18 protein-coding genes are annotated in these 23,054 nt (G+C 70.5%); 2 read left to right on the plus strand and 16 right to left on the minus strand.

What is annotated here, in order from left to right; all coding sequences use genetic code 11:
* Positions 1 to 242: 242 nt before the first annotated feature.
* The 12 genes from ACQEU8_RS21320 to ACQEU8_RS21375 all read right to left on the minus strand — a co-directional run bounded on the left by ACQEU8_RS21320 (position 243) and on the right by ACQEU8_RS21375 (position 15,249).
* A complete protein-coding gene (locus ACQEU8_RS21320) occupies positions 243 to 1,892 on the minus strand; it encodes an AMP-binding protein (protein ID WP_433103430.1) in 1,650 nt (549 codons plus the stop codon).
* A gap of 8 nt (positions 1,893 to 1,900) precedes the next feature.
* On the minus strand, positions 1,901 to 3,088 hold the full coding sequence (locus ACQEU8_RS21325; protein WP_433103432.1) for an acyl-CoA dehydrogenase family protein: 1,188 nt from the start codon (positions 3,086 to 3,088) through the stop codon (positions 1,901 to 1,903).
* Complete coding sequence (locus ACQEU8_RS21330) at positions 3,085 to 4,956, minus strand: PEP-utilizing enzyme (protein WP_433103434.1); 1,872 nt, start codon at positions 4,954 to 4,956, stop codon at positions 3,085 to 3,087. The genes ACQEU8_RS21325 and ACQEU8_RS21330 overlap by 4 nt, the downstream gene beginning before the upstream one ends.
* A 13-nt stretch (positions 4,957 to 4,969) precedes the next feature.
* Positions 4,970 to 6,181, minus strand: a complete 1,212-nt coding sequence (locus tag ACQEU8_RS21335; protein WP_433103436.1) for an acyl-CoA dehydrogenase family protein — start codon at positions 6,179 to 6,181, stop codon at positions 4,970 to 4,972.
* 10 nt (positions 6,182 to 6,191) lie between these two features.
* On the minus strand, positions 6,192 to 7,409 hold the full coding sequence (locus tag ACQEU8_RS21340) for an acyl-CoA dehydrogenase family protein (protein ID WP_433103438.1): 1,218 nt from the start codon (positions 7,407 to 7,409) through the stop codon (positions 6,192 to 6,194).
* A gap of 47 nt (positions 7,410 to 7,456) precedes the next feature.
* The gene (locus ACQEU8_RS21345; protein ID WP_433103440.1) at positions 7,457 to 8,371 is read right to left on the minus strand and encodes a pyridoxamine 5'-phosphate oxidase family protein; all 915 of its coding nucleotides are present in this window, start codon (positions 8,369 to 8,371) and stop codon (positions 7,457 to 7,459) included.
* Complete coding sequence (locus ACQEU8_RS21350; protein ID WP_433103442.1) at positions 8,364 to 9,176, minus strand: class II aldolase/adducin family protein; 813 nt, start codon at positions 9,174 to 9,176, stop codon at positions 8,364 to 8,366. The genes ACQEU8_RS21345 and ACQEU8_RS21350 overlap by 8 nt, the downstream gene beginning before the upstream one ends.
* Positions 9,169 to 10,641, minus strand: a complete 1,473-nt coding sequence (locus ACQEU8_RS21355; protein ID WP_433103444.1) for an FAD/NAD(P)-binding protein — start codon at positions 10,639 to 10,641, stop codon at positions 9,169 to 9,171. Before ACQEU8_RS21355 ends, ACQEU8_RS21350 begins: the two co-directional genes overlap by 8 nt.
* Positions 10,642 to 10,680: 39 nt before the next feature.
* On the minus strand, positions 10,681 to 11,247 hold the full coding sequence (locus ACQEU8_RS21360; protein WP_433103446.1) for an SRPBCC family protein: 567 nt from the start codon (positions 11,245 to 11,247) through the stop codon (positions 10,681 to 10,683).
* 62 nt (positions 11,248 to 11,309) lie between these two features.
* The gene (locus ACQEU8_RS21365) at positions 11,310 to 12,014 is read right to left on the minus strand and encodes a PIG-L deacetylase family protein (RefSeq protein ID WP_433103448.1); all 705 of its coding nucleotides are present in this window, start codon (positions 12,012 to 12,014) and stop codon (positions 11,310 to 11,312) included.
* A gap of 444 nt (positions 12,015 to 12,458) precedes the next feature.
* Positions 12,459 to 13,733 carry a ParB/RepB/Spo0J family partition protein gene (locus ACQEU8_RS21370; RefSeq protein ID WP_433103450.1) on the minus strand — a complete coding sequence of 425 codons (1,275 nt, stop codon included), beginning with the start codon at positions 13,731 to 13,733 and terminating at the stop codon, positions 12,459 to 12,461.
* 604 nt (positions 13,734 to 14,337) lie between these two features.
* Entirely contained in the window at positions 14,338 to 15,249 is a 912-nt protein-coding gene (locus ACQEU8_RS21375) for an ArsR/SmtB family transcription factor (RefSeq protein ID WP_433103452.1), read from the minus strand.
* Between the two features lie 591 nt (positions 15,250 to 15,840).
* Here ACQEU8_RS21375 and ACQEU8_RS21380 point away from each other — a divergent pair.
* Entirely contained in the window at positions 15,841 to 16,617 is a 777-nt protein-coding gene (locus ACQEU8_RS21380; protein ID WP_433103454.1) for an SDR family NAD(P)-dependent oxidoreductase, read from the plus strand.
* A 166-nt stretch (positions 16,618 to 16,783) separates the two neighbouring features.
* Here ACQEU8_RS21380 and ACQEU8_RS21385 read toward each other — a convergent pair whose 3' ends face one another.
* From ACQEU8_RS21385 to manD, 4 genes are all read right to left on the minus strand, one after another.
* Positions 16,784 to 17,836 (minus strand): L-idonate 5-dehydrogenase, encoded by a 1,053-nt coding sequence (locus ACQEU8_RS21385; RefSeq protein ID WP_433103456.1) that lies wholly within the window; start codon positions 17,834 to 17,836, stop codon positions 16,784 to 16,786.
* A complete protein-coding gene (locus tag ACQEU8_RS21390; protein ID WP_433103458.1) occupies positions 17,833 to 19,221 on the minus strand; it encodes an MFS transporter in 1,389 nt (462 codons plus the stop codon). Before ACQEU8_RS21390 ends, ACQEU8_RS21385 begins: the two co-directional genes overlap by 4 nt.
* A 137-nt stretch (positions 19,222 to 19,358) precedes the next feature.
* Positions 19,359 to 20,861 carry a mannitol dehydrogenase family protein gene (locus tag ACQEU8_RS21395; protein ID WP_433103460.1) on the minus strand — a complete coding sequence of 501 codons (1,503 nt, stop codon included), beginning with the start codon at positions 20,859 to 20,861 and terminating at the stop codon, positions 19,359 to 19,361.
* On the minus strand, positions 20,858 to 22,066 hold the full coding sequence (manD, locus tag ACQEU8_RS21400; RefSeq protein ID WP_433103462.1) for a D-mannonate dehydratase ManD: 1,209 nt from the start codon (positions 22,064 to 22,066) through the stop codon (positions 20,858 to 20,860). The genes ACQEU8_RS21395 and manD overlap by 4 nt, the downstream gene beginning before the upstream one ends.
* A gap of 187 nt (positions 22,067 to 22,253) precedes the next feature.
* Here manD and ACQEU8_RS21405 point away from each other — a divergent pair, with 187 nt between their 5' ends.
* Entirely contained in the window at positions 22,254 to 22,967 is a 714-nt protein-coding gene (locus ACQEU8_RS21405) for a GntR family transcriptional regulator (RefSeq protein WP_433103464.1), read from the plus strand.
* Positions 22,968 to 23,054: the final 87 nt, after the last annotated feature.

Genomic DNA, 23,054 nt, shown 5'->3' on the forward strand with positions numbered 1-23,054 from the left:
CGCCGCCACTGGAATTCTGGAGTTTTTCTTCCAGTGTCGGCGGGCCGCTTCTCGACTGGTTTCCACTGAACAGTGTTGTCGCTGATCTCGCAGCGACACCCTCGCGTTCCTGCTGTTCAGCGGCGGTCGATTCAGCCGGTGCAGTAACCAGTGCAGAAACCGGTGCACGACATACTGATCCCCTCCCCTCGAAAGTCGGTGAGTTTGTCGGCATATCTTTCTTTTCGCCGACTCCTCAGACGCTAACAGACGTCAAAAGCCGTTTCCAGGCGCTGCGCCAGCTGCGCGCGCTTGATTTTCCCGATTCCGGTTTTGGCCACGACGTCTTTCTGTATCGGGATCACCCGGCCGACCGGGAGCCCGAACCTTTTCGCGATGTGCGCGACGATCCGCCAGTTGTCCTGGTCGGTGGAGACTCCGGCACGGTGGTGGAACGCGATCGCCAGTGAGCCGGCGCCTGCGGTTGCCAGAGGGCCGGCGCAGACGACGGTGAACGACGGTTCGACAAAGGGGAGTTCCTCCACGGCCGCCTCGATCTCATGGCCGTGGTAGGCGACACCACCGACTTCGATCACATCGTCGGCGCGGCCGGTGACCGTCAGCACCCCGTCCGAGACGAACGCCAGATCCCCCGTCTTGAACCAACCGTCGTCGCTGAACGACTGCTGGTTCTGCCGGGGATTGCCGTAGTACCCGGAGGTGATCGGCGGTCCCGTGACCTGAAGCCTGCCGGTCTGCCCCACGCGCAGCAGTCGGCCGTCGTCGTCGACGACGCGGACCGAGACGCCGGGATGCGGTCTGCCGACGGGGACAAAGCGCTCGTCCTCGCCATGGTCCCGGGCGGAGAAGACGCAGTCGACCACGCCTGCGGACGTCTCCGACATGCCCCAGCCCGGGTGCATCGCCGTCGCGGGCAGTCCGAACGGTCCCAGCAGGGCGAGGAACCGCCGCGCCACCCTCGGTTTGACCGCCTCCCCGCCGTTCATGACGTAGCCGAGGCGGCTGAGGTCCCACGAGCGGTCCGCCATCCGTGGAGCCTCGTCGATGACCAGGCCGAAAGCGAAGTTGGGCGCCCACGTCGTGTCGCACCGGTGCTCGCTGATCGCGTCGAGCCAGCGCAGCGGGTCCTGGAGCACCCACCGGGTCCGGGCGTGCACCTGGTGGCAGCCGAGGAAGACGTCCCGGACGTGGAACATCACCAGGCCGCCCACATGGTCCAGCGGCATCCAGTTGAAGGTCCTGTTGTGCCGCGACAGGCCCCGGACCAGGGCACTGGCGTGGGCCCTGCTGAGGATGTTGCGGTGGGTCAGCATGACGGCCTTGGGTACCCCGGTGCTGCCGGAGGTGAGCAGCAGGGCCGCCGGCGCCTCCGGGTCGACGTCGGGGAAGTCGCTCGCCGGCTCCGCGGCCCGCAACTCCTCGATGCTGCCCAGCCATGCCGCCGGGCCGGGGTCGACAGGCCCGGCCACCGCGGTCGAGAGCACCCACGGCCGGTCGGCGACCGCGCACGCCTGGGCCAGCATCTCGGCCGTCGACAGCGGACTGCCCGGAGGCGGGTTGGCGGCGACCGGGACCGGGACGAGGCCGCCGAGCTGGCAGGCCCAGAAAGCGGCCAGCAGGTCCGGCTCGTCCCCGAGTTGCAGCACCACCCGGTCACCCGGCCGCGCTCCCAGCCCCCGTACGGAGGTGAGAATCCGCGCCGCGTCGTCCAGCAGCTCCTGGTAGGTCAGCACTCGGGGTGGTGCGTCCGTCCCGTCCAGACAGACGACGCGGCCCGCCGTGCCGGACCGTGCGGCGCGGGTCAGGGTCTGTCCGAGGTTGCGGACCGGGAGATCAGGAAGGGGCCCGCCGTGCAGCACTGCCACGTCGTCAGGACCGGAAGAGGGGTTCACTGCGACTCCTAGTCCACGATGCCGAGAGCCAGCGGGAAGCGCGGCCTTCCGCCGAGCACGAAAGCCCCCGCCGACTGGATGATCTGGTCCTGCGCCATGACGTGCTGGCACATGGTCTCCATGTCCCTGAGCCAGCGGTCCATCGGCGACGGCTTGTAGATCGCGGCCGTGGCCAGCAGGTCGTAGAGCCGGCGGACGATGTCGCGTGCGCCGCGCATCGCCGCCAGGCGGGTCAGCATCGTCGCGATCCGCTCGTCCGGGGTGAGTTCCGACAGCGTCACCCCGGACGCCAGCCTCTCCCAGCGGTGTTCGAGGCTGCCGTACACCGCGTGCCGTACGGACAGCAGGCGCGCTTCGCACCGGGCGAGCGTGAACTGGACGCGGTAGTCGTCCGCCCACCGCTCGCCGGTCATCCGGTTGACCTTGGTCCTTGCCACCTCGCGGACATGGTCGAGCGCCGCCCGCGCCACGCCCAGCCCCACCGCGGGCATCTTCCGCATCAGCGCGTCGGGCGCTGCCAGCGGGCCGGAACGGCTGGGTTCGCCGAGGCTGAAGGTGTGCTCCTCGGGCACGAAGACGTCGTCGATGGAGAAGTCGACGCTACCGCTGCCGGCCAGCCCGGTGGCATGCCAGGTATCGATCAGCTCGACCTGCTCGGGGCGCACCATCATGATGCGCCAGTAGGGCTTGCCAGTTGGGGTGCGCTCCTGCTCGTCGTCCGCGAAGACGAACGCCCCTGCCGAGACCCAGTCGGCATGCGCGATGCCGCTGGCGAATCCCCAGCGGCCGGTCACGCGGTAGCCTCCGGGCACCCGGTCGGCGCGTCCGACGGGCGGCAGCATGCCTGCGGCGATCACGTCGAGGCTCGGGAACATCTCCCGCACCGCTGTGTCAGACAGGGCGTACAACCCGGCGTCCATGCCGATCATCCCGCACCAGCCGGCGGAGGTGTCGCCGTAGCTGAGGGCCTCGACGACCTCGACCTGCTCGGTCGAGGTCAGCCCCGGACCGCCGAGTTCCTTCGGAAAGCCCATCCGGAACACGCCTGTCCCGCGCAGCAGTTCCACGACCCGCGACGGCAGAGCCCGATTCCGCTCCGTCTCCTCCGCGTGCCCCCGCAACTGCGGAGCCACCGCCCTGGCGGCAGCGAGGATCTCCTCAGCCGTGTTGGGCGTGACTGTCACCGACCCGGTCATGTCGCGCTCCCCTTCGTCCGGTCGACGGTGACCGGCTCGCTCGTCGTCGTACGGTGGCCGCGCGGCTCGCCCGCCGTACGGTCGCTGCGCGGCTTGTTCGCCGTACGGCCGTCGCGCGGCTCACTCGTCGTACGGCCTGCGAGCAGCTCGACCGGTTCGGGCCTCTCGGTCGGCTCGACTGGCACGCCCGGCACGTTCAGCTCGATCGACTCGTTCAGCTCGACCGGTTCGTTCGGCCCGTTCGCCGCAACCGACTCGGCGCCGGAGAGGATCTCCACCGTGCCCTCGTTTCCGTGCACCCGGACGTGGTCGCCCGTACGCAGGGCCTTGGTTCCGTCGCCGGTGCCGACGACACACGGCACGCCGAGCTCGCGGGCGACGACTGCGGCGTGGCTGAGCAATCCGCCGACGTCGACCACCAGCGCGGAGGACAGGAACAGCGCGGACGCCCAGCTGGGGTCGGTGGTTGCGCAGACCAGCACGTCACCGGGCTCGATGTCGGCGAAGGCCGGATCGTCGACCACCCGTACGGTGCCCTCGACCACGCCGCCGCTCGCCCCGATGCCCCGGACCGGCCCACGGGCCCCACCGACCGGCTCCGGGGCGGGCTCGTGTATCGGCTCGGGGTTTCCCTGCCAGTGCGCCGGGAGGGTGGTGGCCTGGAACGCCTCGCGCTGCGCACGCCGTTCGGCGGCCACTGCCGCGGCATCTGCCGGGAGCGTGCCGGTGAGCTCGTCGACGGTGAAGCAGAAGACGTCCTCGGCGTCGTCCAGCACGCCCTGCTCGGCCAGGTGCGCGCCCAACTGCCGGGCCGCGCCGCGCGCCACGTCCAGCGCCTGGAGGAAGGCCGCCTTGGCCACGCCGCGCATCGGAATCCGCGAGACGGCCAGGTTCAGCACGAACCGGGCGGCGGGGCGCTGCCGACGGGGCAGTGCGGCGATGAGGCACCGCTCGGCCTCGCGCCGCGCGTGCGCGCGCCGTACCGCCGCGGCCTCGGGATCGGCGTGTTCGTCGAGCGCCGCGTACTGCTCGGCCAGCCGCAGGACCGGCGTCGGGTCCTCGCGCCACACCCTGCTGGAGACCTCGCCCTCGTCGGGACCGTGGAAGCCGTGCTCGGCCAGGAAGTGCTCCAGGGTGAGCCTGCCGCGGCCCAACGACCACAGGTCGTTGATCAGCTCCAGCTCGGCGTGCGAACCCTGGCCGCTCACCAGGGCGTTGGTCTGCTCCTGCGGCAGCTCCGCCCTGTCGATCAGCGCGAGCAACCGGTCGTAGACGGACTGCACGCCGATGAACAGCCCCGCGGCCTGGACGCGCAGCATCTCGGTGAACCGGTCGCGTGCCTCGGCGAGCAGGTGCCGGGAGCCGGCCGGATCGAGGGTGTCGAAGCGGGGTGCCCACTGCTGCCACCAGCCTTTGACGGGTGCGGCGCGGCGCAGCACATCGCGGCGGACGGTGGCCTGGGTGCAGGGCATCTTGACCGCGACCGCGGGCAGCCGCCTGAGGGTGCTGCGCGCCGGGAGGTCGGCGGGCAGCTCGCCGAGGAACTGCCGGGCGATGGCGTCGGGCGCGCTGCCGGGCAGATTGGCGCCCATCCGGCAGAAGAAGTTGACGTTCAGGGCGCCGCGGCCGAAGAACACCGAGATCAGCCGGTCCTCCTCCCGCGCGGGGACGCGCACCTCCTTCCGGGGCAGCGCACCAACCCGGGCGTAGCTGTCCCGGATGCCCACCTCCACCCCCGGGCCGCACAGTGACCAGCCCAGCGGGGTGACGACGCCGGGAAACGCTTCGCCGACGTTGGTGGTGCTCCAGTACGTGTCCGGTCCGGAACGGGAATGCAAGGGCCCCTGCGGGGTGTCGGCGACAGACATCCGAACTCAGCTCCTAGTCGAGAATCCCGAGCACAAGGGGGTTGCGGGGGTTGCCGCCCAGCAGGAACGCGCCCGCGGACTGGATGATCTGGTCCTGCGCCATGAAGTGCTGGCACATGGTCTCCAGGTCGCGCAGCCAGCGGTCCAGGGACGAGGACCTGTGCGGCGCGGTGGCGGCCGACAGGTCGTACAGCCGGCGCACGACGGAGCGGGCGGTACGGAAGGCATTGAGCCGGGCCAGCATGGTGTCCACCCGCTCGTGGGCGGTGAGGTCCGCCTGGGTCGCGCCGGCCTCCAACCGGCTCCAGCGGTGGTCGAGGCTGCGGTAGACGGCGTGCCGCACTGCGGTCAGCCGCGTCTCGCACTCACCGAGGACGAGCTGCACCCGCTGATCGTCGGCCCAGGGGCGGCCGGTCCTGGTGTCGGTCGAGGTGCGCGCGGCCTCCCGTACCTGGTCGAGCGCCGCACGGGCGGCACCGAGCGGAACGCCCGGCATCTTCCGCATCTGCAGATCCGGGGTGGACAGCGGGCCGGTGCGGCTGCGCGGTGCGCGGAAGCTGAAGGTGTGCTCCTCGGGCACGAGCACGCCGTCGATCGTGTAGTCCATGCTGCCGGAGCCGGCCAGCCCGGTGGCGTACCAGGTGTCCAGCAGCTCGACCTGCTCGGGCGGCACCATCATGACGCGCCAGTTGGGCGTGCCTGTGGCGCTGCGGTCCTGTTCCCCGTCGGTGTACGTGTGCGCTCCGGCGAACACCCAGTCGGCGTGTGCGATGCCGCTGCCGAATCCCCACCGTCCGGTCAGCCGGTAGCCGCCGGGGACCCGTTCGGCGCGCCCGGCCGGAGCCAGCATTCCGGCGCTGCTCAGGTCGAGGGTGGGGAACATCTGCCGGACGGCCGGCGCGGGCAGGTAGTTGGCGAACAGCCCGCTGTCCATGCCGACCATGGCGCACCAGCCGGCCGACGTGTCCCCGTAGGAGATCGCTTCCAGCACCTGCGTCTGCTGGGCCGAGGTGAGGGCGGGGCCGCCGAACTCCTCGGTGAAGCCCATCCGGAACGCGCCTGTGCCGCGTACGAGTTCCACGATGTCCGCAGGGAGCCGGCGGCCTTCCTCGATCTGTGCCGAACGGGCCCTCAGCCGGGGAGCGATTGCCCAGGCCGCGGCGAGGATGTCCGCGGCCGTGTTGGGTACGGCGGGCGCGGCTCGGGTGTCGAGCGTGGTCATCATCGGCCCTCGGCTACTCGGTGATGCCCACGGCGAAGGGGAACTGCGGCCGGCCGCCGAGCAGATACGCGCCCGCCGACTGGATGATCACGTCCTGCGCCATCACGTGCTGGCACATGGTGTTGAGGTCCCGCAGCCACCGGTCCATCGGGGACGGCTTGTAGATCGAGGTGGTGGCCAGCAGGTCGTAGAGCCGGCGGACGATGGACAGCGCGCCCCGGAACGCCTCCAGGGCCAGCAGGACCGTGGCCACCCGGTCGTGCGGGGACAGTTCGTCGTAGGCCGAACCCGCCTCCAGCTTGCGCCACTTCTCCTCGACGCTGCCGTAGACCGCGTGCCGCATCGTGAGGAAGTCCATCTCGCACTCGCCGAGCGTGAACTGGACGCGGTAGTCGTCCGCCCACCGCTCGCCCGTCATCCGGTTGACCTTGGTCCTGGCCACCTCGCGGACGTGGTCGAGCGCGGCCCGCGCGGCCCCGAGCGGGACGCCGGGCATCTTCCGCATCAGGGAGTCGGGGGCCGCCAGCGGACCGGTGCGGCTGAGCGGCGTCCCGAAACTGAAGGTGTGCTCCTCCGGTACGAAGACGTCGTCGATCTCGTAGTCGATGCTGCCACTGCCCGCCAGGCCCGTGGCGTGCCAGGTGTCGATCATCTTGACCTCACTGGGGCGCACCAGCATCACGCGCCAGTTCGGGTTGCCGTTGGCGTTGCGGTCCTGCTCGCCGTCGGTGTAGGTGTGCGCTCCGGCGGACACCCAGTCGGCATGGGTGATGCCGCTGCCCAGGTTCCAGTGGCCGGTCAGCCGGTAGCCGCCCGGCACCCGCTCCGCCCGGCCGTTGGGGTTGATCAGACCGCCGGTGATCACGTCGGGGGTGGGGAACATCTCGCGGACGGCGGAGGGGCTCAGGTAGGCGGAGTACAGCCCGCTGTCCATGCCGATCATTCCGCACCAGCCGGCGGAGGTGTCCGCGTAGGCCAGGGCCTCCAGCACGCGGGTCTGCTCCACCGAGGTGAGGTCCGGGCCGCCGAACTGCCTGGGGAAGCCCATGCGGAAGACGCCCGCGCCCCGCAGCAGCTCCACCACGTCGGCGGGCAGCCTCCGGTTCTGCTCTATCTCCACCGAACGTTCCCGCAGTTCGGGGGTGAGTGCACGCACGGCAGTGAGAATGTCCTCGGCCGTGTTCGGCACCGTGCATTCGTGGTCTTGCGGCCGGGTTTCCAGCGTGGTCATCAGTCGCCGTCCTCGAGTCTTGAGTGAAAGAAAAGAGCCGTGCCGGCTCACGGATTGAAGGACGAGTATTCGAGGAACCGCCACCGCAATGATGTGGCGTTCTCGATCTGCACGACGCGCTGCACAGCGAAGTGCACGGCCCGTTTCGCCCCCGGTGCCGACCGGTCGCGCCAATCGATATGGCATTCGCCGGTCACCTGCAAAGTATGACCGTTTTCCCAGTCCACGAACAGCAGCCCGCAGCGCGGATCGAGTTCGATGTTCCCGAACGTCATGTAGAAGGAATTGCCCTTGTAGTCGGGCCAGCTCAGCTGTCTTTCGCCGGTCACGGTGACGAATCCGGGAAGGCCGCCCCGGTGGCTGGCGTCGGCCCCGTGTTCCGGTGAGTGGCTGGCGATGAAGAAGGTGTCGGCGCCGGAAATCCACCGCTGCTGGTACGCAGTGAGCCGCGTACTGCTGACGGCGGCGGGGCCCGGCGTGCCGGACGGAGCCGCTTCGGGGGCCAGTTCGCGCTTCTGGATGTACTTGGCGCAGTTGCGCAGCACCTGCTCGGTACGCATCACCAGGCCGTCACCGTGCCGGCGGACCGCGCCGTTGGCCCTGACCCGACGGCTGTTCAGCGGGTCGAGCGCGATCATTCCGCTCGGCCGCTCGCTCTCGAACGCGTGCCGTAACGGGTCGCCGTCCGGCGGGAAAGCGGCGAAGACGAGCGTGGTGTCGCCTGCCGGAGCGGCGAAGCCGGCGTCACCCGTCAGCTGGGTGGCCCAGACCGCGCCCGTCTCGTCCAGGGAGCCCAGCACGACCATCCGCCGCTGCGCGATGAACTCGGCGTACGCCGGCGCGATGTCCGGCCCGAACATCGGCGAGCCGTGCCGAGGGCTGCCCTCTCCGACCCGTTGTTGCACGGCCTGCTCACCCCGGTGGGTGACGGGAGTGCGTACCGCCGCTGCGTGGTCACTCATCGAGCAGGTCCGGCTGTTCGTGGACGATCTCGTCCCACATCAGCTGGAAACTGAACCAGGCCAGCTGCGCGTCACCGAAGCCGTCCCGCGCCAGCAGCGCCTGCTTCTCGGTCATGGGCCGAGGCGTTCCGGCCGCCGCGGCCAGCAGTTGGACCCGGGCGCAGCTCTCGAAGGTGAAGAACCAGTGCACGGCCTCTTCGAGCGAAGCCCCCACGGTGATCAGTCCGTGGTGGCGCAGGAGGAGCGCGGTCCTGTCGCCCAGCCGCTGTGCGATGTCCCGCCCCTGGTCGATGCTGATTGCGGGGCCGTCGTACTCGTCGTAGAGCACCTGGTTGTCGTGGAACGCGGCCGATTCCTGGTCCACCGGCTGCAACAGCTGCCCGAGTGCGCCGAGGGCACGGCTGTAGGCGGTGTGCCCGTGTGCGATGCCTTCCGCGTCGGGGCACAGCTGATGAATCTGCGCGTGAATGGCGAACGCGCTTGGATTGACCGGGTGTCTACCCGACCGGACGACACCGTCGGAATCGACGCAGATCAGATCGGCCACCCGGACGCGTTTGAAGGAAACACCGAAGGGGTTCACCCAGAAAAGGCCGGGGTCCTCCGGGTCACGTACGGAGATGTGGCCGGAGATTCCTTCGCCGAAGCCGTACTTGCCGAACAGCCGGATCGCCGCGGCGAGCCGCTGTTTGCGGTGGCGCCGCTCCTCTTCGGCCGACGCGAACTCGGGTGGGCCGGGAATGGGCAGACCGGTCGCGGTGTCGGCGAGATGGGCCGGCAGCGTGTTCGTCGATTCCTCAGGCACAGCTTCCTTCTTCCGTACGCATTGCCTGGACGGTGAGAATGTCCGTGACGATGTCGTGGCAGCGGTCGACCAACGACGGGATACCGAAGGTGAAGAAGAAGGTCCCGCCCGCTATATCGCCGATCGCGTAGATCCCCCGGCTGCGGTGCCCGGACCCCACCACCCGGCTGGTGGCGGTGTCCACGCAGAGGCCACCGTCCGGATGCGGCATCGCCAGGCGCTCGTCGTACAGCGCGTTCACCAACTGCCGTGCCCCGAGCGGGATCCGGTGTGCCGGCGCGTTCACCCCGTTGATCACATGCGGGGTTGCAAGTTCCGCGTCGTCGGCCGTGACGTGGAAGCCGCCGTCGGGCAGCGGTGCCACGCGCCGGACTCCGCTGAGGACCCGCAACTGACCGGAGGTGAGCAGCCGCAGGAGGGTGTGCGCGCTGCTCGGCGGCATGGGACAGCACAGGCTCATCAGGGTGCGGTGATGGCTGTTCAGGATCTCTTGCCTGACCCGTTCCGCCAGCAGCGGCCACAGGTCCGGCCCGCACACATGCACGGCCTGCTGCAACACCCTGAGCCCGATGCGCTCGCAGTCCACATCGTTCAGCTGCCGGCGCAGTCGGGCGGCCGGATCCTCCTCACCGGTGCGGGTGATCTCCTCCCAGACCTCGTCGAGGTCCGCTCCCGCTTCGGCGAGCTCCAACCGCAGCAGTTCGACGACGTCCGGCAGAGCGACATACTTGCTCCGGCCCGCCATCGCGTGCAGTCGCTGCGGTACGAAGTGCCGTAGCCGGTGGCAGATGGGGCGCTGCCGCACGGCAGGCAGCACCCCGTGCCGGGAGAGCAGGGTGATCCGGCCACGGTGACCGCGGGAGACCAGAGCGATCAGCACATCCACCGCGGTCAGGCCCGTGCCGATGACGACGACGTCGTTCTCGGCACCGACGGCCGGAAGGGTGGCGGCGAGCGGGTAGGGGTCCCCGACGAAGCCGGGTCGGCCTGCCAGCCCGTAAGTGTCCCTGGGGCGGCCGCCACCGACGGCGAGCACCACATGGTCGAAGGGCTCGTGCAGACCGTCCGCCGTGTGCAGGACGAGTTGTTCACCGCTGCGCAGCGCACCGGTCACCGCCTCGCGTACGAGGGTGATGCGCCACCCGCGGCCGCGCAGCCGCTCGATCCCCTCGCGCGCGGTCTCCTCGAGGTAGTCGCCGTACGCCGTGCGCGACGCGAACTCCGCACGCACGCCCCGGTGCCGCAGCCACCGCTCGTAGTGGTCGGTGTCGCCCTGCCGTACGGACATGTCCTCCGCGGGCGAGTTGACCAGGACGACCTCGGTGTCCCGTTGATAGGCCCGCCCTCGCCATAGCTGCGGCGAGGGGTCGAAAACCGTCACTTCCCCGAAGGGGTGCCCGGACTGTGCCAGTGCGTCGATGACGCACACCGCTGACGCGCCACCGCCGACGATACCGATCCTCACGGCGCTCTCCCCCGCTCTCCCCCCGAACTCGGCCGCTGGTCAGGCCTGCTGCTCGGCCACGGCCTTGACCCGGGCCAGCGTGCTCTCCATCGAGTGCTGGAGGTGCTCCTTGCGGTTCTGGACGTGGTCGGCGCGCTTGTCCTCGTCCACTTCCTCGAGCAGCGCGCGGTAGAAGGGCCCGACCAGTCGCATGACGTGCCGCTGAGTCAGGACACATCCGTCGGAGCCGTCGTCCTCGATCTGGAAGGTCCAGGTCATGTCGCCCGGCTGGGAGCCGCCCAGCCAGCTGGAGTCAGCGGTGGGCTCCCCGGCGCAGAACTTCAGCACCGTGAAGCCGAATTCCTTCGGCTCCTTTGCCGTGATGACCTCCGACTCGCTGGTCCACACCGCTTCGCCCTCCCGGTTGAAGCCGTGGAACCGGGCGCCTTCCGTGCCGGGTGTGCCGGCGATCCACTTGCCGCCGAAGCACTCCGGCGACCACTCCCCCATACGTGTGATGTCGCTGACCATGCGGTAGACCGCCGCGCCCGGCGCGTCGATCCGTACCGAGGCGGTGAGTTCCCACGAGGTGGTGTAGACGTCGGTGCTTCCAGTGTTCGTCGCCATGAATTTCTCCTGCTTTCGTTTCTTGAGAATTCGCTCTAGGGAATTTCGGAGCCGTCGCCGACTCACAGCATTTCGAAGCCGACGCCTGGCCTGCCGTCGAACTGGGAGGCGACCTCGGCGGAGAACTTCCGCAGCATCGCCTCGACTTCGTCCCGCGAGGTGCCCAGCGCCTCGAGGTACGCGCGGTGCGCCAGCAGCGAGCGCACTCCGGCGTCGAACCATTCCCCGATGTCGACGGCGTGCGTGTTGTTCGGTGAACCGAGCAGGGCCGTGTAGCGCACGCCCGACCACGGCTCCTCTGCCAGCTCCCGGAAGACCCAGCGGTTCGCCGCGTCACGGACCGCGTCGATTCCGGCCTGCCCGACCGCCCGATGGTCGGCCATGTTGAGCATGCCGTTGCCGCTGATCTCCCGGTGGTTGCCGATGATGACCAGTTCGGGCCGGTGCCGGCGGATCGCGGCCGCGATGTCGCGGCGCAGTCCGAGGCTGTATTCGATCATTCCGTCCGGGTGATCGAGGAATTCCACCTGGGAGACGCCGACTTCCGCGGCAGCGGCAATCTGCTCGGCCACGCGCAAGTCCTTGCACTTCTCCGGCGGCATGGTGTCCAGCCCGGCCTCGCCACGACTGGCCACCAGATAGACCACATTCTTGTTCTGCGCTGTCCAGCGGGCGACAGGAGCCGCTCCTGGATATTCGACATCATCCGGATGGGCAACCACAACCAGTGCGGAATTCCAGTCTTCGGGGAACTCGATGAGGCTCATGCAAATTTTTTAGCACAGCCTCTGATGAGGCGACTAGGGTAATGAGCCCACTCATTTCCCCGGACAGCACCCATTCCGTACTGCCAAAAATTCTGCGCCGCAAGGGAATTCGGCGTCTACGCTCGGCCAGCATGCGGGCTTCTCGTTACTTCGGCCGAGAAAGAGGGCACGGGCGCTCGACGGCCGGGCGACGGTCATCCGGCGAGCGCACGGACGGTCGCGGACACCCCGTCGCGAGGCGCCGGCGAGCGCCCCCTGGGGGCAACTGGGGAATTTCCCCAGTCGACCGCCAGTCGACCGCAGGTCGACCATTAGTCGACCCCCGCGCGCGGTACCCGCACGCGGACGAACTCCGATACGGGGCACCGGCGCCGGACCGGACCGGCCCCGCACCGGCGCAGGCGCGCCGGCCCCCGGGCATACGGGGACCGGCGCCCTACGGCCTCAACCGCCGTACGCGGTGTGTGCGTTCGCGCGCCGCTCCAGTTCGTCGGCGAGCTGTTGCCACATGGCCGCGCTCTGCCGCGCCAGCGCGGCGATCAGGCCGAGATGGTGGTCCGGCACCCGGCCCGCGAGGGTGACGGCCTCCGCCACGGTACGCGGGCCGACGTCGAGCCACCGCAACAGCGCACGGCCGGACTCGGTGAAACGGACGGACGGGTCCGCGCGGAGCCGTTGCAGGTCCGCCGCACGGTCCGTACTCCGCACCCCGGCTGCCGGGCGCCTCCTCCTGGTCACCTCTCCCTTCCGGGCCCTGGGCACCCTCGGCTCCTCCGGCCGGGCGGGCATCGACGACGCCTGGTCGGCCCGTGCGTGGTCGGGCCTCGCACGCTCGGCCGAGACACCATCGAGCGGGGCACGCTCGGCCGAGACACCATCGAGCGGTGCGCACTCGGCCGAGACACCGTCGAGCGATGCGCACTCGGCCGAGACACCGTCGAGCGATGCGCACTCGGCCGAGACACCGTCGAGCGATGCGCACTCGGCCGAGGCATGGTCGAGCGTGGCTCGCTCGACCGGTGCATGATCTGCTGTCGCGTGCTCGACCGAGCCGTCCGGGCCGTGCCGCTGCCGGCCGGACGGCAGCGGATCCTCGCCGCGTTGCAGTCGCCTGCGTACGTCCTTCACCGTGGTCGGCGAGATACCGGCGGCGAGACCGATCTCCTCGGACGTCGCGTGCGGGCTCTTCTTCAGCAGCTCGCTCGCCCGCAGCCTCCCGTCACCGCTACTCAACGGCCGTACCCGACCGTCACGTCCGACCCGCGCGACCGGCTGGGACCCCCCGCCGTCCAGCCGGCGGCGGATCGCACCCACCGTCTTGTGGGCCAGCCCCGTCGCGTCCGCGATCATCCTGTCCGACCACTGCGGGTGGGAGGTGACGATGCGGAGCGCGGCGGCCTTACGGTCGGCGAGCGAAAGCGGCAGACCGTGCGCGACGTTGGACTTCACGGCCAGGACGAAGGCCGCGTTCTCGTCGCCGTCGAAGAAGCGGGCTGTGATGGTCTCGGCGCCTCTGAGCTCGGCCGCCCGCAGCCGGTGCATTCCGTCGATCACGCGCATCGTGTGCCGGTGCACCAAGATCGGTGGCAGAGCCGCGTCGGTCTCGGCCAGAGCCCTCGTGTGCGCGGTGTCCTCCCCGTTCGCCCGCGGGGAGTCGGCGGCCTTGAGGGCGTCCAGCGGCAGTTCGACCGTGTCCGTGCCCTCGTCGGCGCGCAACATGTACAGACGTTGCCTGCTCCGGCCCGACTGCTCGGACTGACATTCGACGCTGGTTGGAAATTCCATTCGTCGACTCCCGGGCTCTACGAAGCGACGGGCGAGAGACGACAGAGCCCCTCAGCGTGGCCGAAAAGCATCGTATTTCGCCCCGCACGAACGCCGGGCTGTGTTTCTTTGCCGTGGGGAAGGACGTGTTGCTGACCTGCCGGGTCCCCCATGCGTACCGTGCGCCCCCGACGGGCGGGCTGGTCGAAGCCCATTCTGTTTCCTCCCGTTTAATTGTTCGACTTCTGCCGTCGCGGCCGAAGTCTTCGCACGAGTTGTATGTTTTCGCACTTCGGCACCTCTCGGAAGGTTGAGAGGGGATATTTCGCCCCTGCTCGAAACGGAGCATTTGGGCAGCCGGTGCCGAGTGCTCACGCCGAAGCGCCGCCCAGCGTTTGTGCTCACTGGGCGGCTGTTCCGCACGGTGTCCGGCGGGTCTTGACCGGCCCTCTCCGTTGGTCCGGTCAGGGGGTGCCCCTGCTCGACGCACGCCGACTGCGGGCGCGTTGTGGCTTGTCGCGCAGTTCCCCGCGCCCCTTACGGGGCGCGGGGACACGCCCTACGCGGGGCGCCCGACGGTGTCGATCAGGCTCTCCTGCAACAGCTGCGCCCCGACAGGTGTCAGGGAGTGGTGGGCGGCGCGGTGCCGGCGGAGGGTGGTGATGAGGCCGGCCGCCCGCAGCGTGGTGGCGTGTTCGCTGGCGGCGGCGAGCGAGATGTCAAGACGCCGGGCCAGTTCGGTCGTGGTGCAGCCGACCGCGATCGTCTCCAGTGCCGCCGCGCGTGTACGCCCCATCAGGGACGCCAACGGACGGGCCGACTGCCCGTGTTCCGGCCGGCCGTCGGCCACCGCCCAGCCCAGTTCGTGCCGGACGGGGTAGACCAGCACCGGAGGGAGCTCGGGATCCCGCAGACAGATGGGCTTGCCCCAGCAGAAGAACGAGGGCACCAGAATCAGGCCGCGGCCGTTCAGCCGCAGATCCCGGTCGCAGCCCCCGTAGGAGAGGGTGAGCACGCGGTCCGTCCATTTTCCCGCGGGGTGCAGCGTGCCCAGCAGATGCCCCAGTCCGTGGTCGAGCAGGGTGTGGGCCCGCATCGCCCGGTCGGCCTCGACCCGGCGGCGGATCTCCGGCCAGAAGGGTGCCAGGGCGACGGCGTAGTACTCCCGCAGTGCCGTACCGAGCTGTCGCATGGCGTCGCCGCTGCCGTCCGCCAGAGACCGCTGCCAGTTCGTCGGCCGCCTCGTGGCCGTCAAGGTGAGGAGGTCGCCCCGGAGCCGGCTACGGGGCGTGGACATGATGGATTCGATGCCGGATTCCAGGTCGGCCGCCCCGGGCGGGGTGAGGAAATCCACGGAATAGCCGCGCGGTGGCGCCAGTTCGTAGAGCAGAGCCGTGTCGCTGCTGATGGACTTCCGGACTTTCGTCCGCCACTGCCCGAACACCTCTGCCAGCTCGTCGTGCTGAAGCATGTGCAGACTCAGCAGGCTTTCCCACATCGGATCGGGCCCGCAGGCAATACGTGTTCGGGCGAGGTCGTCGTTCGTGAAATGAATGCGCAGCATCAATCCCCCGTTGTGCACTGCATCCCCGTTGCATTGCGCATTGCTTTGCGCATTGCCTTGCGCTCTTTGCCGAATAATGCGTTCATCTTCGTGTCGGGTACTTGCGTACCCGGCTCTGGGCCTCCCCTTTGTGCGGTGCGGTGACACGCGTTCGCCACGAAGCGCCGTGCGCGTACCACCGGTTGTCGCCCGTGGCGACAGCTCTTCCGTCGTATCACCCCTCGCTGACAGTCCGTCGGCCCACGCCTCCCCGGCTGTTCCATGAGCCCGCCCTCCCCCGACGGTTCCTGCCGGCTCCCTGGGGGCCGCTCCTCGGGGCGCCGCAGGGCGCCCCGGATTTCCAGGATGTCCGCAAGGATCTCCCAGGCCGGGTCACACCCCTGTCCCGGACCTGCTGCGGTATCGCAGCGTCCAGTCGCGGGGCGGCCGACACCGCGATGACCTGCCCGCCTACGCTTGCGTAAGACCACCGCACGTCCGGAACGTCCAGGAGCGTTCATGACCGCCACCGCTCAGGCCACCCCCTCCCGTACCGCAGTCGTCACCGGTGCGAGCAGCGGCATCGGCGCCGCGACCGCGCGCCGGCTCGCGGCGTCCGGCTACCGGGTCGTGCTCACGGCGCGCCGCGAGGACCGCATCGCGGCCCTGGCGGCGGAGATCGCCGAGGCGGGGCAGCAGGCCGAGGCGTACGCCCTGGACGTGACGGACCGGGCGGCAGTCGACGCGTTCGCCGGACGGTTCGACACGCTCGACGTCCTGGTGAACAACGCGGGCGGCGCGCTGGGGGCCGACCCGGTCGCCTCCAGTGACCCGGAGGACTGGCGGCAGATGTACGAGACGAACGTCATCGGCACCCTGCATGTCACCCAGGCCCTGCTTCCCACGCTCACCGCGAGCGGGGACGGCACCGTCGTGGTGCTCTCCTCCACCGCGGGGCACGCGACGTACGAGGGCGGGGCGGGCTATGTCGCGGCGAAGCACGCGCAGCACGTGCTCGCGGAGACTCTGCGGCTGGAGATCGTCGGCAGCCCGGTCCGCGTGATCGAGATCGCGCCCGGGATGGTCAGGACCGACGAGTTCGCCCTGACCCGCTTCCGTGGGGACAAGGAGAAGGCGGCGAAGGTGTACGCGGGCGTGGCCGAGCCGTTGACCGCCGACGATGTCGCGGACACCATCGCCTGGGCCGTTACGCGCCCGAGCCACGTCAACATCGACCTGCTGGTGGTCCGCCCGCGCGCGCAGGCGTCCAATACGAAGGTCTATCGGGAGGGGTGAGCGGTGCTCGGCGCACCTGGCCCCCGGTCCTCGCCGGTTCCGGTGAGGGGGTACCCCTGCCCGAGGCTTGCGGGCTGCGGGAACGTCGTAGTTGATCGCACAGTTCCCCGCGCCCCTGACGGGGCGAAGCTCTTCGCTTGGTAGGTCTGCTCCCCCAAGCCCGCCCTCAGGGGCGAAGCCCCAGCCGCAGCATCACCTTCCCGCACCCGGCCGTCGGGTCGGCCGCGACGGCCAGGGCGTGGGCGGCCTCGTCCAGGGCGAAGTGGTGGCTGATGACGGGGGCGACGTCGAGGCCGTCCCGCATGGCGCGCAGCGCGTCGTCGATCTCCTCGACGAAGCGGTATGAGCCGCTCCAAGTGATCTCGCGGGTCACCAGATCGCCGAGGACGGCGGGTGCCGGGGTGCCGGGGAGATTGCCGACCTGGACCAGATGGCCGCCACGCGCGGTGGCCCGCAGCACGGGGCCGAGCGCTCCGGGTGCGCCGGACGCCTCGAAGACCACCTCCACATCGTCGGGAAGCCGCTGCCCCTGCGACAGGTCGCGGGTCTCGTCGGCGCCCATGGCGCGGGCGACGTCCAGCGCGGCGGGCGCCACATCGGCGGCCGTCACATGGCCGGCGCCGGCGTGCCGGAGTGCGGCGACGAGCAGCGAGCCGATCGGTCCGGCGCCGTTGACCAGCACGGAGCGTCCCCGTAGCGCGGGAGCCCGGTTGACTGCGTGCAGGGCGACGGCCAGTGGTTCGGCGAGGGCGCCGTGCTCGGTGGAGACCCCCGCCGGCAGCGGACGCAGCTGCTCGGCGGGCACGGTGCGGTACTCGCAGAAGCCGCCGTCCGTATGCGGGTCGAAGGCCGCGGAGCCGAAGTACCGTACGCGCGGCAGCAGGTTGGTGCGTCCTGCCAGTCGCTCGGGGAGGATGGTGTCGCCGACCGGGCGGGCCGGGTGCACGGTGGCGGGGGTGCCTTCGGTGATCCCGGTGACGCCGGGGCCGACGGCGGCGACGCGGCCGGCCACCTCGTGGCCGAGGACCATGGGGTGGGCGAGGGTGGCGGTGCCGGAGGCGCCGTGTTTCCAGTAGGCGATGTCGGAGCCGCAGATGCCGCCCCATTCGAGGGCGAGCAGCACCTCGCCGTGGCCCGGGACGGGCGTGGGCCGCTCGTCGACCCGTACGTCACGCGTGCCGTGCACCACCACGGCTTTCATCCGGGCGGCGGCTGTCATACGGCGTCCTCCACGCGGACCAGGTCGCGGCCGCGGGTCTCGGGGGCGAACAGGGCGGAGAGCAGTGTGATGAGGGAGTAGACGACGAGCATGGCGGCGATCGGCCACCAGCTTCCGGTCGCGGCGGTCAGTGCGGCGGCGAGCACCGGGCCGATGGCGGTGGCCAGCACGCCGCCTATCTCCTTGGCCACGGCCAGCTGTGTGAACCGCGTGCGGGAGCCGAAGAGTTCGGCCATGGTGACGCTCTCCAGCGAGAACAGTCCCAGAACGCCGATGTTCAACGCGAGGATCATGCCGAGGGTCAGTGCGACGGTGCTGCCGTGGGCGATCATCAGCATCAGCGGGAAGGCCAGCACGATGGTCAGTCCCGACAGCGCGAGATAGACGGGGCGGCGGCCCCAGCGGTCACCGGCCATGCCGATCGCGGGGACGGTGACGAAGCCGATCAGTGAGCCGTAGAGGATGGCATCGGTGGGCACGGAGCGGTCGATGGCCAGGGTGCCGGCGATGTAGCCGACGAGGAAGGTCTGGACGAGCCCTGAGTTGCCGGCTTGTCCGAAGCGCAGGCCGAGCGTCAGGAAGAACGCCCGGCCCTTGCGCTGCCGGAGTCCCGCCTCCAGCGTGCCGGCGGTCTCCTCCCCGACGGCGGAGCGCAGTTCGTCGGTCTTCACGGCCACTCCGTCCACGACGTCGGGGCGTTCCTCGAAGACGGGGCTCTCCTTGAGGCTGCGGCGCAGCCAGAGGGCGAACAGCAGCGGGAGGAAGCTCAGCAGGAACGGCAGCCGCCAGCCCCAGGACAGCAGTTGATCCTCAGTGAGGACGGCCAGCAGGACGGCCCACAGCCCGGAAGCTGCCAGGGTGCCGGTGTTGGTGCCCAGCGAAGCCAGCGACGCGACGAGGCCACGGCGGCGGACCGGGGCGTACTCGGCGAGCATCACGGTGGCGCCGGCGATCTCGGCACCGGCCCCGAAGCCCTGTACCAGGCGCAGCGCCACCAGCAGCGTGGGAGCCAGCAGGCCGATCTCGGCGTAGGTGGGCAGCACGCCGATGAGGGTCGTGGCCGCACCCATCATCAGGATGGTGATGACCAGGACCTTCTTTCGGCCGACGCGGTCGCCCATCCGGCCGAAGTAGACGGCACCGACGAGGCGGGCGACGTAGCCGACGCCGTAGGTGGCCATGGCGGCGAGCAGGCCGAGGGCCGGGCTTGCTCCCGGGAAGAAGATCTTGTTGAAGACGATCGCGGCGGCCAGTGAGTAGAGCTGGAAGTCCATGAACTCCATGGCCGTGCCCAGCCATCCGGAGACGGCTGCTCTGGTCAGGTCGCGGGTCGTGCGCTGCACACGACCTGCGCCCGCCGGCTCGGTGGTGGCGCTGTGCGTCATCGGAACTCCGTTGTTCGTGAGTGCTCGGGGAAGCGCGGGGGCGTACGGGGAAGTTGGAGGCGCGGGTTCGTAGCGGGGGCGTACGGGTGTCGTGCGGAAGCCGAGGGGGTGTGCGGCTCGGCGTGGGCGTAATGGCGTCAGACCTCGATGCGGCCGGCTCGCAGCGCGGGCAGCCGGGCGGCGACGGCGCCGGTGAGCGCGGTGTCGTCGGCGAGATCGGGGGCGCCGAGCGTACTGAGCAGGGCGCGGACGGTGCCGGTGGGCTCCGGGTGGGTGCGCCAGCAGGCGGCGAGGGTGTCGGCCGCGGGGTCGGCGGCCTGCCGGTCCGGGTGGGTGGCGTACACCCAGCCGGCGAGGGCGAGTTCGAGCAAGGGGGTGGGGGTGCCGGCCGCACGCAGGGTGCGCAGCGCCGGCAGCCAGCGTTCGGGGAGTTTGAGTGAACCGTCGGCGGCTATCTGCCGGAGCCGGTGGTCCATGGCGGGGTTGCGGAAGCGGGTGACGAGTTCGTCCGCGTAGGCCGTCGGGTCGGGTCCGCCGGGCGGCAGGGTCGGAGCCAGTTCGGCGCACAGCCGCCGCACCAGTGGCCCGCCCCAGTCGGTGTCCAGCGCTTCGGCGACGGTGCTCCGCCCGGCGGCCAGTCCGAGATAGGCGAGGGCGGAGTGGGAGCCGTTGAGCAGCCGCAGCTTGGTGAGCTGGAAAGGCGTGGTGTCGGGGACGAACAGCGCGCCGTCCAGCTCCCAGGGCGGCCGGGGGCCGCTGAAGGAGTCCTCCAGCACCCAGCTGCGGTACGGCTCCCCGGTCACCGCCGCGGAGTCCCGCACGCCGAGCGCGGCAGCGGCGCGAGTCAGGTCGACGTCGGTGGTGGCGGGGACGATCCGGTCGACGACCGTACCGGGGAAGGCGACGGCGGTGGCCATCCGGTCGAGCACGGCCCGCCGGTCGGGCCAGCCGCTCGCGGCGACGAACTCCCGTACGGCGGCGCCGAGTACGGCACCGTTGTCCCGCATGTTGTCGCAGGAGACGACGGTGACGGGCGCCGCACCCGACCGCATCCGGGCGGCCAGTCCGGCGGCGAGCCGTCCGATGACGGTGGTCGGCCGCGCCGCGCCGGGCCCCGCCGCTGCCCGTTCGAGATCGGCGGCGATGGCGAGGGCCGCCCGGTCCAGGAGGGCACCGTCGTGTGGCGTGCGGCCGGGGATGCGGTGGTAGCCCTTCTCGGTGACGGTGAGGGTGACGACCGTGACCTCGGGATCGGCGAGCAGCTCGTCGACGCGGGCGGCGTCGTCGGTCATCACCAGGGCCCCGGTGAGCGCGGCGACGACGCGGGTGGGAGCACGTGTGGCGGCGCCGTCCGGGTGCCGTTCGGTGAGTGAGTAGAGGAAGTCCTGCTCACGCAGTGTCCGGGCGGTCGCGGCCGAACGGGGCGCGACCGCGGTGATCCCCCAGGGTTCCCCGGAGCGGGCGGCGGCCTGCTCGGTCCAGACGGCCTGGTGCGCCCGGTGGAAGGCGCCGAGCCCGAAGTGCAGTACGCGGGTGCGCAGTTCGCCGGGGTCGAGCGCGGGACGGCACTCGGACGGGAGCCGCCGCAGGGCGGCGCGGTCGAGACGGGGCGGCTCGGCGGCCGGTTCGGTGGCGGTCACCAGTCGTGGACCGATCCGTCGAGGCGGCGCGCCACGGGCAGGTACCGCGGTTCGTACGGGAAGCGGGCTGCGGCCTGTTCGTCGTACTCCACACCGAGCCCCGGCTCCTCGGGCGGGTGCAGCATGCCGTCGGCAAAGGTGACTCCGCCCCGGAAAACCTCGGCGGCCTCCTCGGGGTGGCCCATGTACTCCTGGATCCCGAAGTTGGGGACGGCCAGGTCGAGATGGACGTTGGCACTGAGGCTGACCGGGGACAGATCGGTAGCGCCGTGCGATCCGGTACGCACCTGATAGAGCGCTGCGAGGTCGAAGATCCGGCGCAGATGGGTGAGGCCACCGGCATGTACGACGCTGGTGCGTACGTAGTCGATGAGCTGCTCGGTGATCAGCTGCTGGACGTCCCAGATGGAGGTCAGCACCTCGCCGACCGCGACCGGGGTGGTGGTGTGCTGCCGGATGAGGCGGAACGCCTCCTGGTTCTCGGCCGGGGTCGGGTCCTCCATCCACAGCAGCCCGACGTCCTCCACGCGCTTGCCGAACCGGGCGGCCTCCATGGGCGTCAGCCGGTGGTGGATGTCGTGCAGGAGGTGGAAGCCGAAGCCGAAGCGTTCGCGTACCGCCTCCAGATAGGTGGGGGCGAAGCGCAGATACGCCTCGGTGTCCCAGGGCTGCTCGTCCGGCAGCGCGCTGGCGGCCGGCTCGTACAGCTTGCCCTTGCGCACACCGTATGTGCCGCCGACGTCGGGGACGGCGGCCTGGGCCCGGATCGCCTTGTAGCCGAGTTCGAGGAAGCGCTCGACGTCGTCGAGGAGGGCGGGCACGTCGGCGCCGCTGGCGTGCGAGTAGACGAGGACGCCGTCCCGGGAGCGGCCGCCGAGCAGCTGGTAGACGGGGAGGCCCGCGGTCTTGCCCTTGATGTCCCACAGGGCGGTGTCGACAGCGGAGACGGCGGTCATGGTGACCGGGCCGCGCCGCCAGTAGGCGCCCTTGTACAGGTACTGCCAGATGTCCTCGATCCGGGCCGGGTCCTTGCCGATCAGCAGGGGGGCGACGTGGTCGCGGAGATACGCGGCGACGGCCAGTTCCCGGCCGTTGAGGGTGGCGTCGCCGAGGCCGGTGACCCCGTCGGTGGTGGTGATACGCAGGGTGACGAACGTGCGCCCCGGGGAAGCGACGAACACCTCGGCGTGCTCGATCTTGCTCACGGCGTCCCTCTCTTTCGAACGGTCGGTTCCAGCGGTCCGCCGGTCGGTTCCAGCGGTCCGGCGACCTCTGGTCGGGCAGGGCTTGTATACAAGCACTTGTCGCGCAGCCGGACAAGGGGTGCGTGCCGCGTCACCTGTGTCTTCTCCGCGGGGCCCGGCCGGCCGCCGTCCCGATACGATGGGGCGCATGGCTGACTCGAAGCGGCGGCCGACCAGCCGGCGCGCCCTCTACAACCGGCTGCGTCAGATGGTCCTGACCCTGGAGCTCGCCCCGGGCGCCGCCATCTCCGAGAACGAGCTGGCCGCCACCCTCGGGGTGAGCCGCACCCCTGTCCGGGAGAGCTTGATCATGCTGGCCCAGGACGGGCTGGTGCAGATCTTCCCCAAGATCGGCTCCTTCGTCTCCCGAGTGGACCCGGCGCAGGTCGCGGACGCCCAGTTCCTGCGCGAGGCGGTCGAGCTGGCAGCGCTGGAGGACCTGCCCGAGGAGCTGGACACCGGCGTCGTCACCGAGCTCCGGGAGAATCTGGAACGCCAGCGCGGCCCCGGGCTCGAACTGGAGGAGTTCTTCGCCCTGGACGAGGCCTTCCACCAGGGACTGCTACGGCTGAGCGGGCACGCCAACGCCTGGACCACGGTCGCAGCCGCCAAGGGCCATCTGGACCGGGCCCGCCGACTCGGCCTCCACGAGCACGCCTCCTCCGCCGCGTTCGCCGCCCAGCACGCCGAGATCTTCGAGGCGGTCCTCGGCGGCGACACGGAGCGCGCCCGTACCGCCATGCGCACCCACCTGCGCGCGGTCTTCAGCGACATCGAACGCATCCGCACCCACTCCCCCCACCTCTTCGCCACCGACCCCACATCCGTCCCGGTCCGCCGCAGCGTCGCCGTGTGGGAGTGAGCGGCGCGGGGCCCAGGGGCGTGCGCAACAGCAGCTGACAAACGGCGCTCTGCCAGGGCCGGCTCACTCCATCGGCTCACCGGACAC

Origin of the sequence: Streptomyces sp. CA-250714, from assembly GCF_050936705.1 — a bacterium.
Classification (GTDB): domain Bacteria; phylum Actinomycetota; class Actinomycetes; order Streptomycetales; family Streptomycetaceae; genus Streptomyces.

Bases quoted from the DNA above. Each gene is read 5' to 3' on its own strand.
- ACQEU8_RS21325 (WP_433103432.1), bottom strand. From the start codon at position 3,088: ATGACCGGGTCGGTGACAGTCACGCCCAACACGGCTGAGGAGATCCTC.
- ACQEU8_RS21330 (WP_433103434.1), bottom strand. From the start codon at position 4,956: ATGTCTGTCGCCGACACCCCGCAGGGGCCCTTGCATTCCCGTTCCGGA.
- ACQEU8_RS21335 (WP_433103436.1), bottom strand. From the start codon at position 6,181: ATGATGACCACGCTCGACACCCGAGCCGCGCCCGCCGTACCCAACACG.
- ACQEU8_RS21340 (WP_433103438.1), bottom strand. From the start codon at position 7,409: ATGACCACGCTGGAAACCCGGCCGCAAGACCACGAATGCACGGTGCCG.
- ACQEU8_RS21345 (WP_433103440.1), bottom strand. From the start codon at position 8,371: ATGAGTGACCACGCAGCGGCGGTACGCACTCCCGTCACCCACCGGGGT.
- ACQEU8_RS21360 (WP_433103446.1), bottom strand. From the start codon at position 11,247: ATGGCGACGAACACTGGAAGCACCGACGTCTACACCACCTCGTGGGAA.
- ACQEU8_RS21365 (WP_433103448.1), bottom strand. From the start codon at position 12,014: ATGAGCCTCATCGAGTTCCCCGAAGACTGGAATTCCGCACTGGTTGTG.
- ACQEU8_RS21370 (WP_433103450.1), bottom strand. From the start codon at position 13,733: ATGTTGCGCGCCGACGAGGGCACGGACACGGTCGAACTGCCGCTGGAC.
- ACQEU8_RS21375 (WP_433103452.1), bottom strand. From the start codon at position 15,249: ATGCTTCAGCACGACGAGCTGGCAGAGGTGTTCGGGCAGTGGCGGACG.
- ACQEU8_RS21380 (WP_433103454.1), top strand. From the start codon at position 15,841: ATGACCGCCACCGCTCAGGCCACCCCCTCCCGTACCGCAGTCGTCACC.
- ACQEU8_RS21385 (WP_433103456.1), bottom strand. From the start codon at position 17,836: ATGACAGCCGCCGCCCGGATGAAAGCCGTGGTGGTGCACGGCACGCGT.
- ACQEU8_RS21390 (WP_433103458.1), bottom strand. From the start codon at position 19,221: ATGACGCACAGCGCCACCACCGAGCCGGCGGGCGCAGGTCGTGTGCAG.
- ACQEU8_RS21405 (WP_433103464.1), top strand. From the start codon at position 22,254: ATGGCTGACTCGAAGCGGCGGCCGACCAGCCGGCGCGCCCTCTACAAC.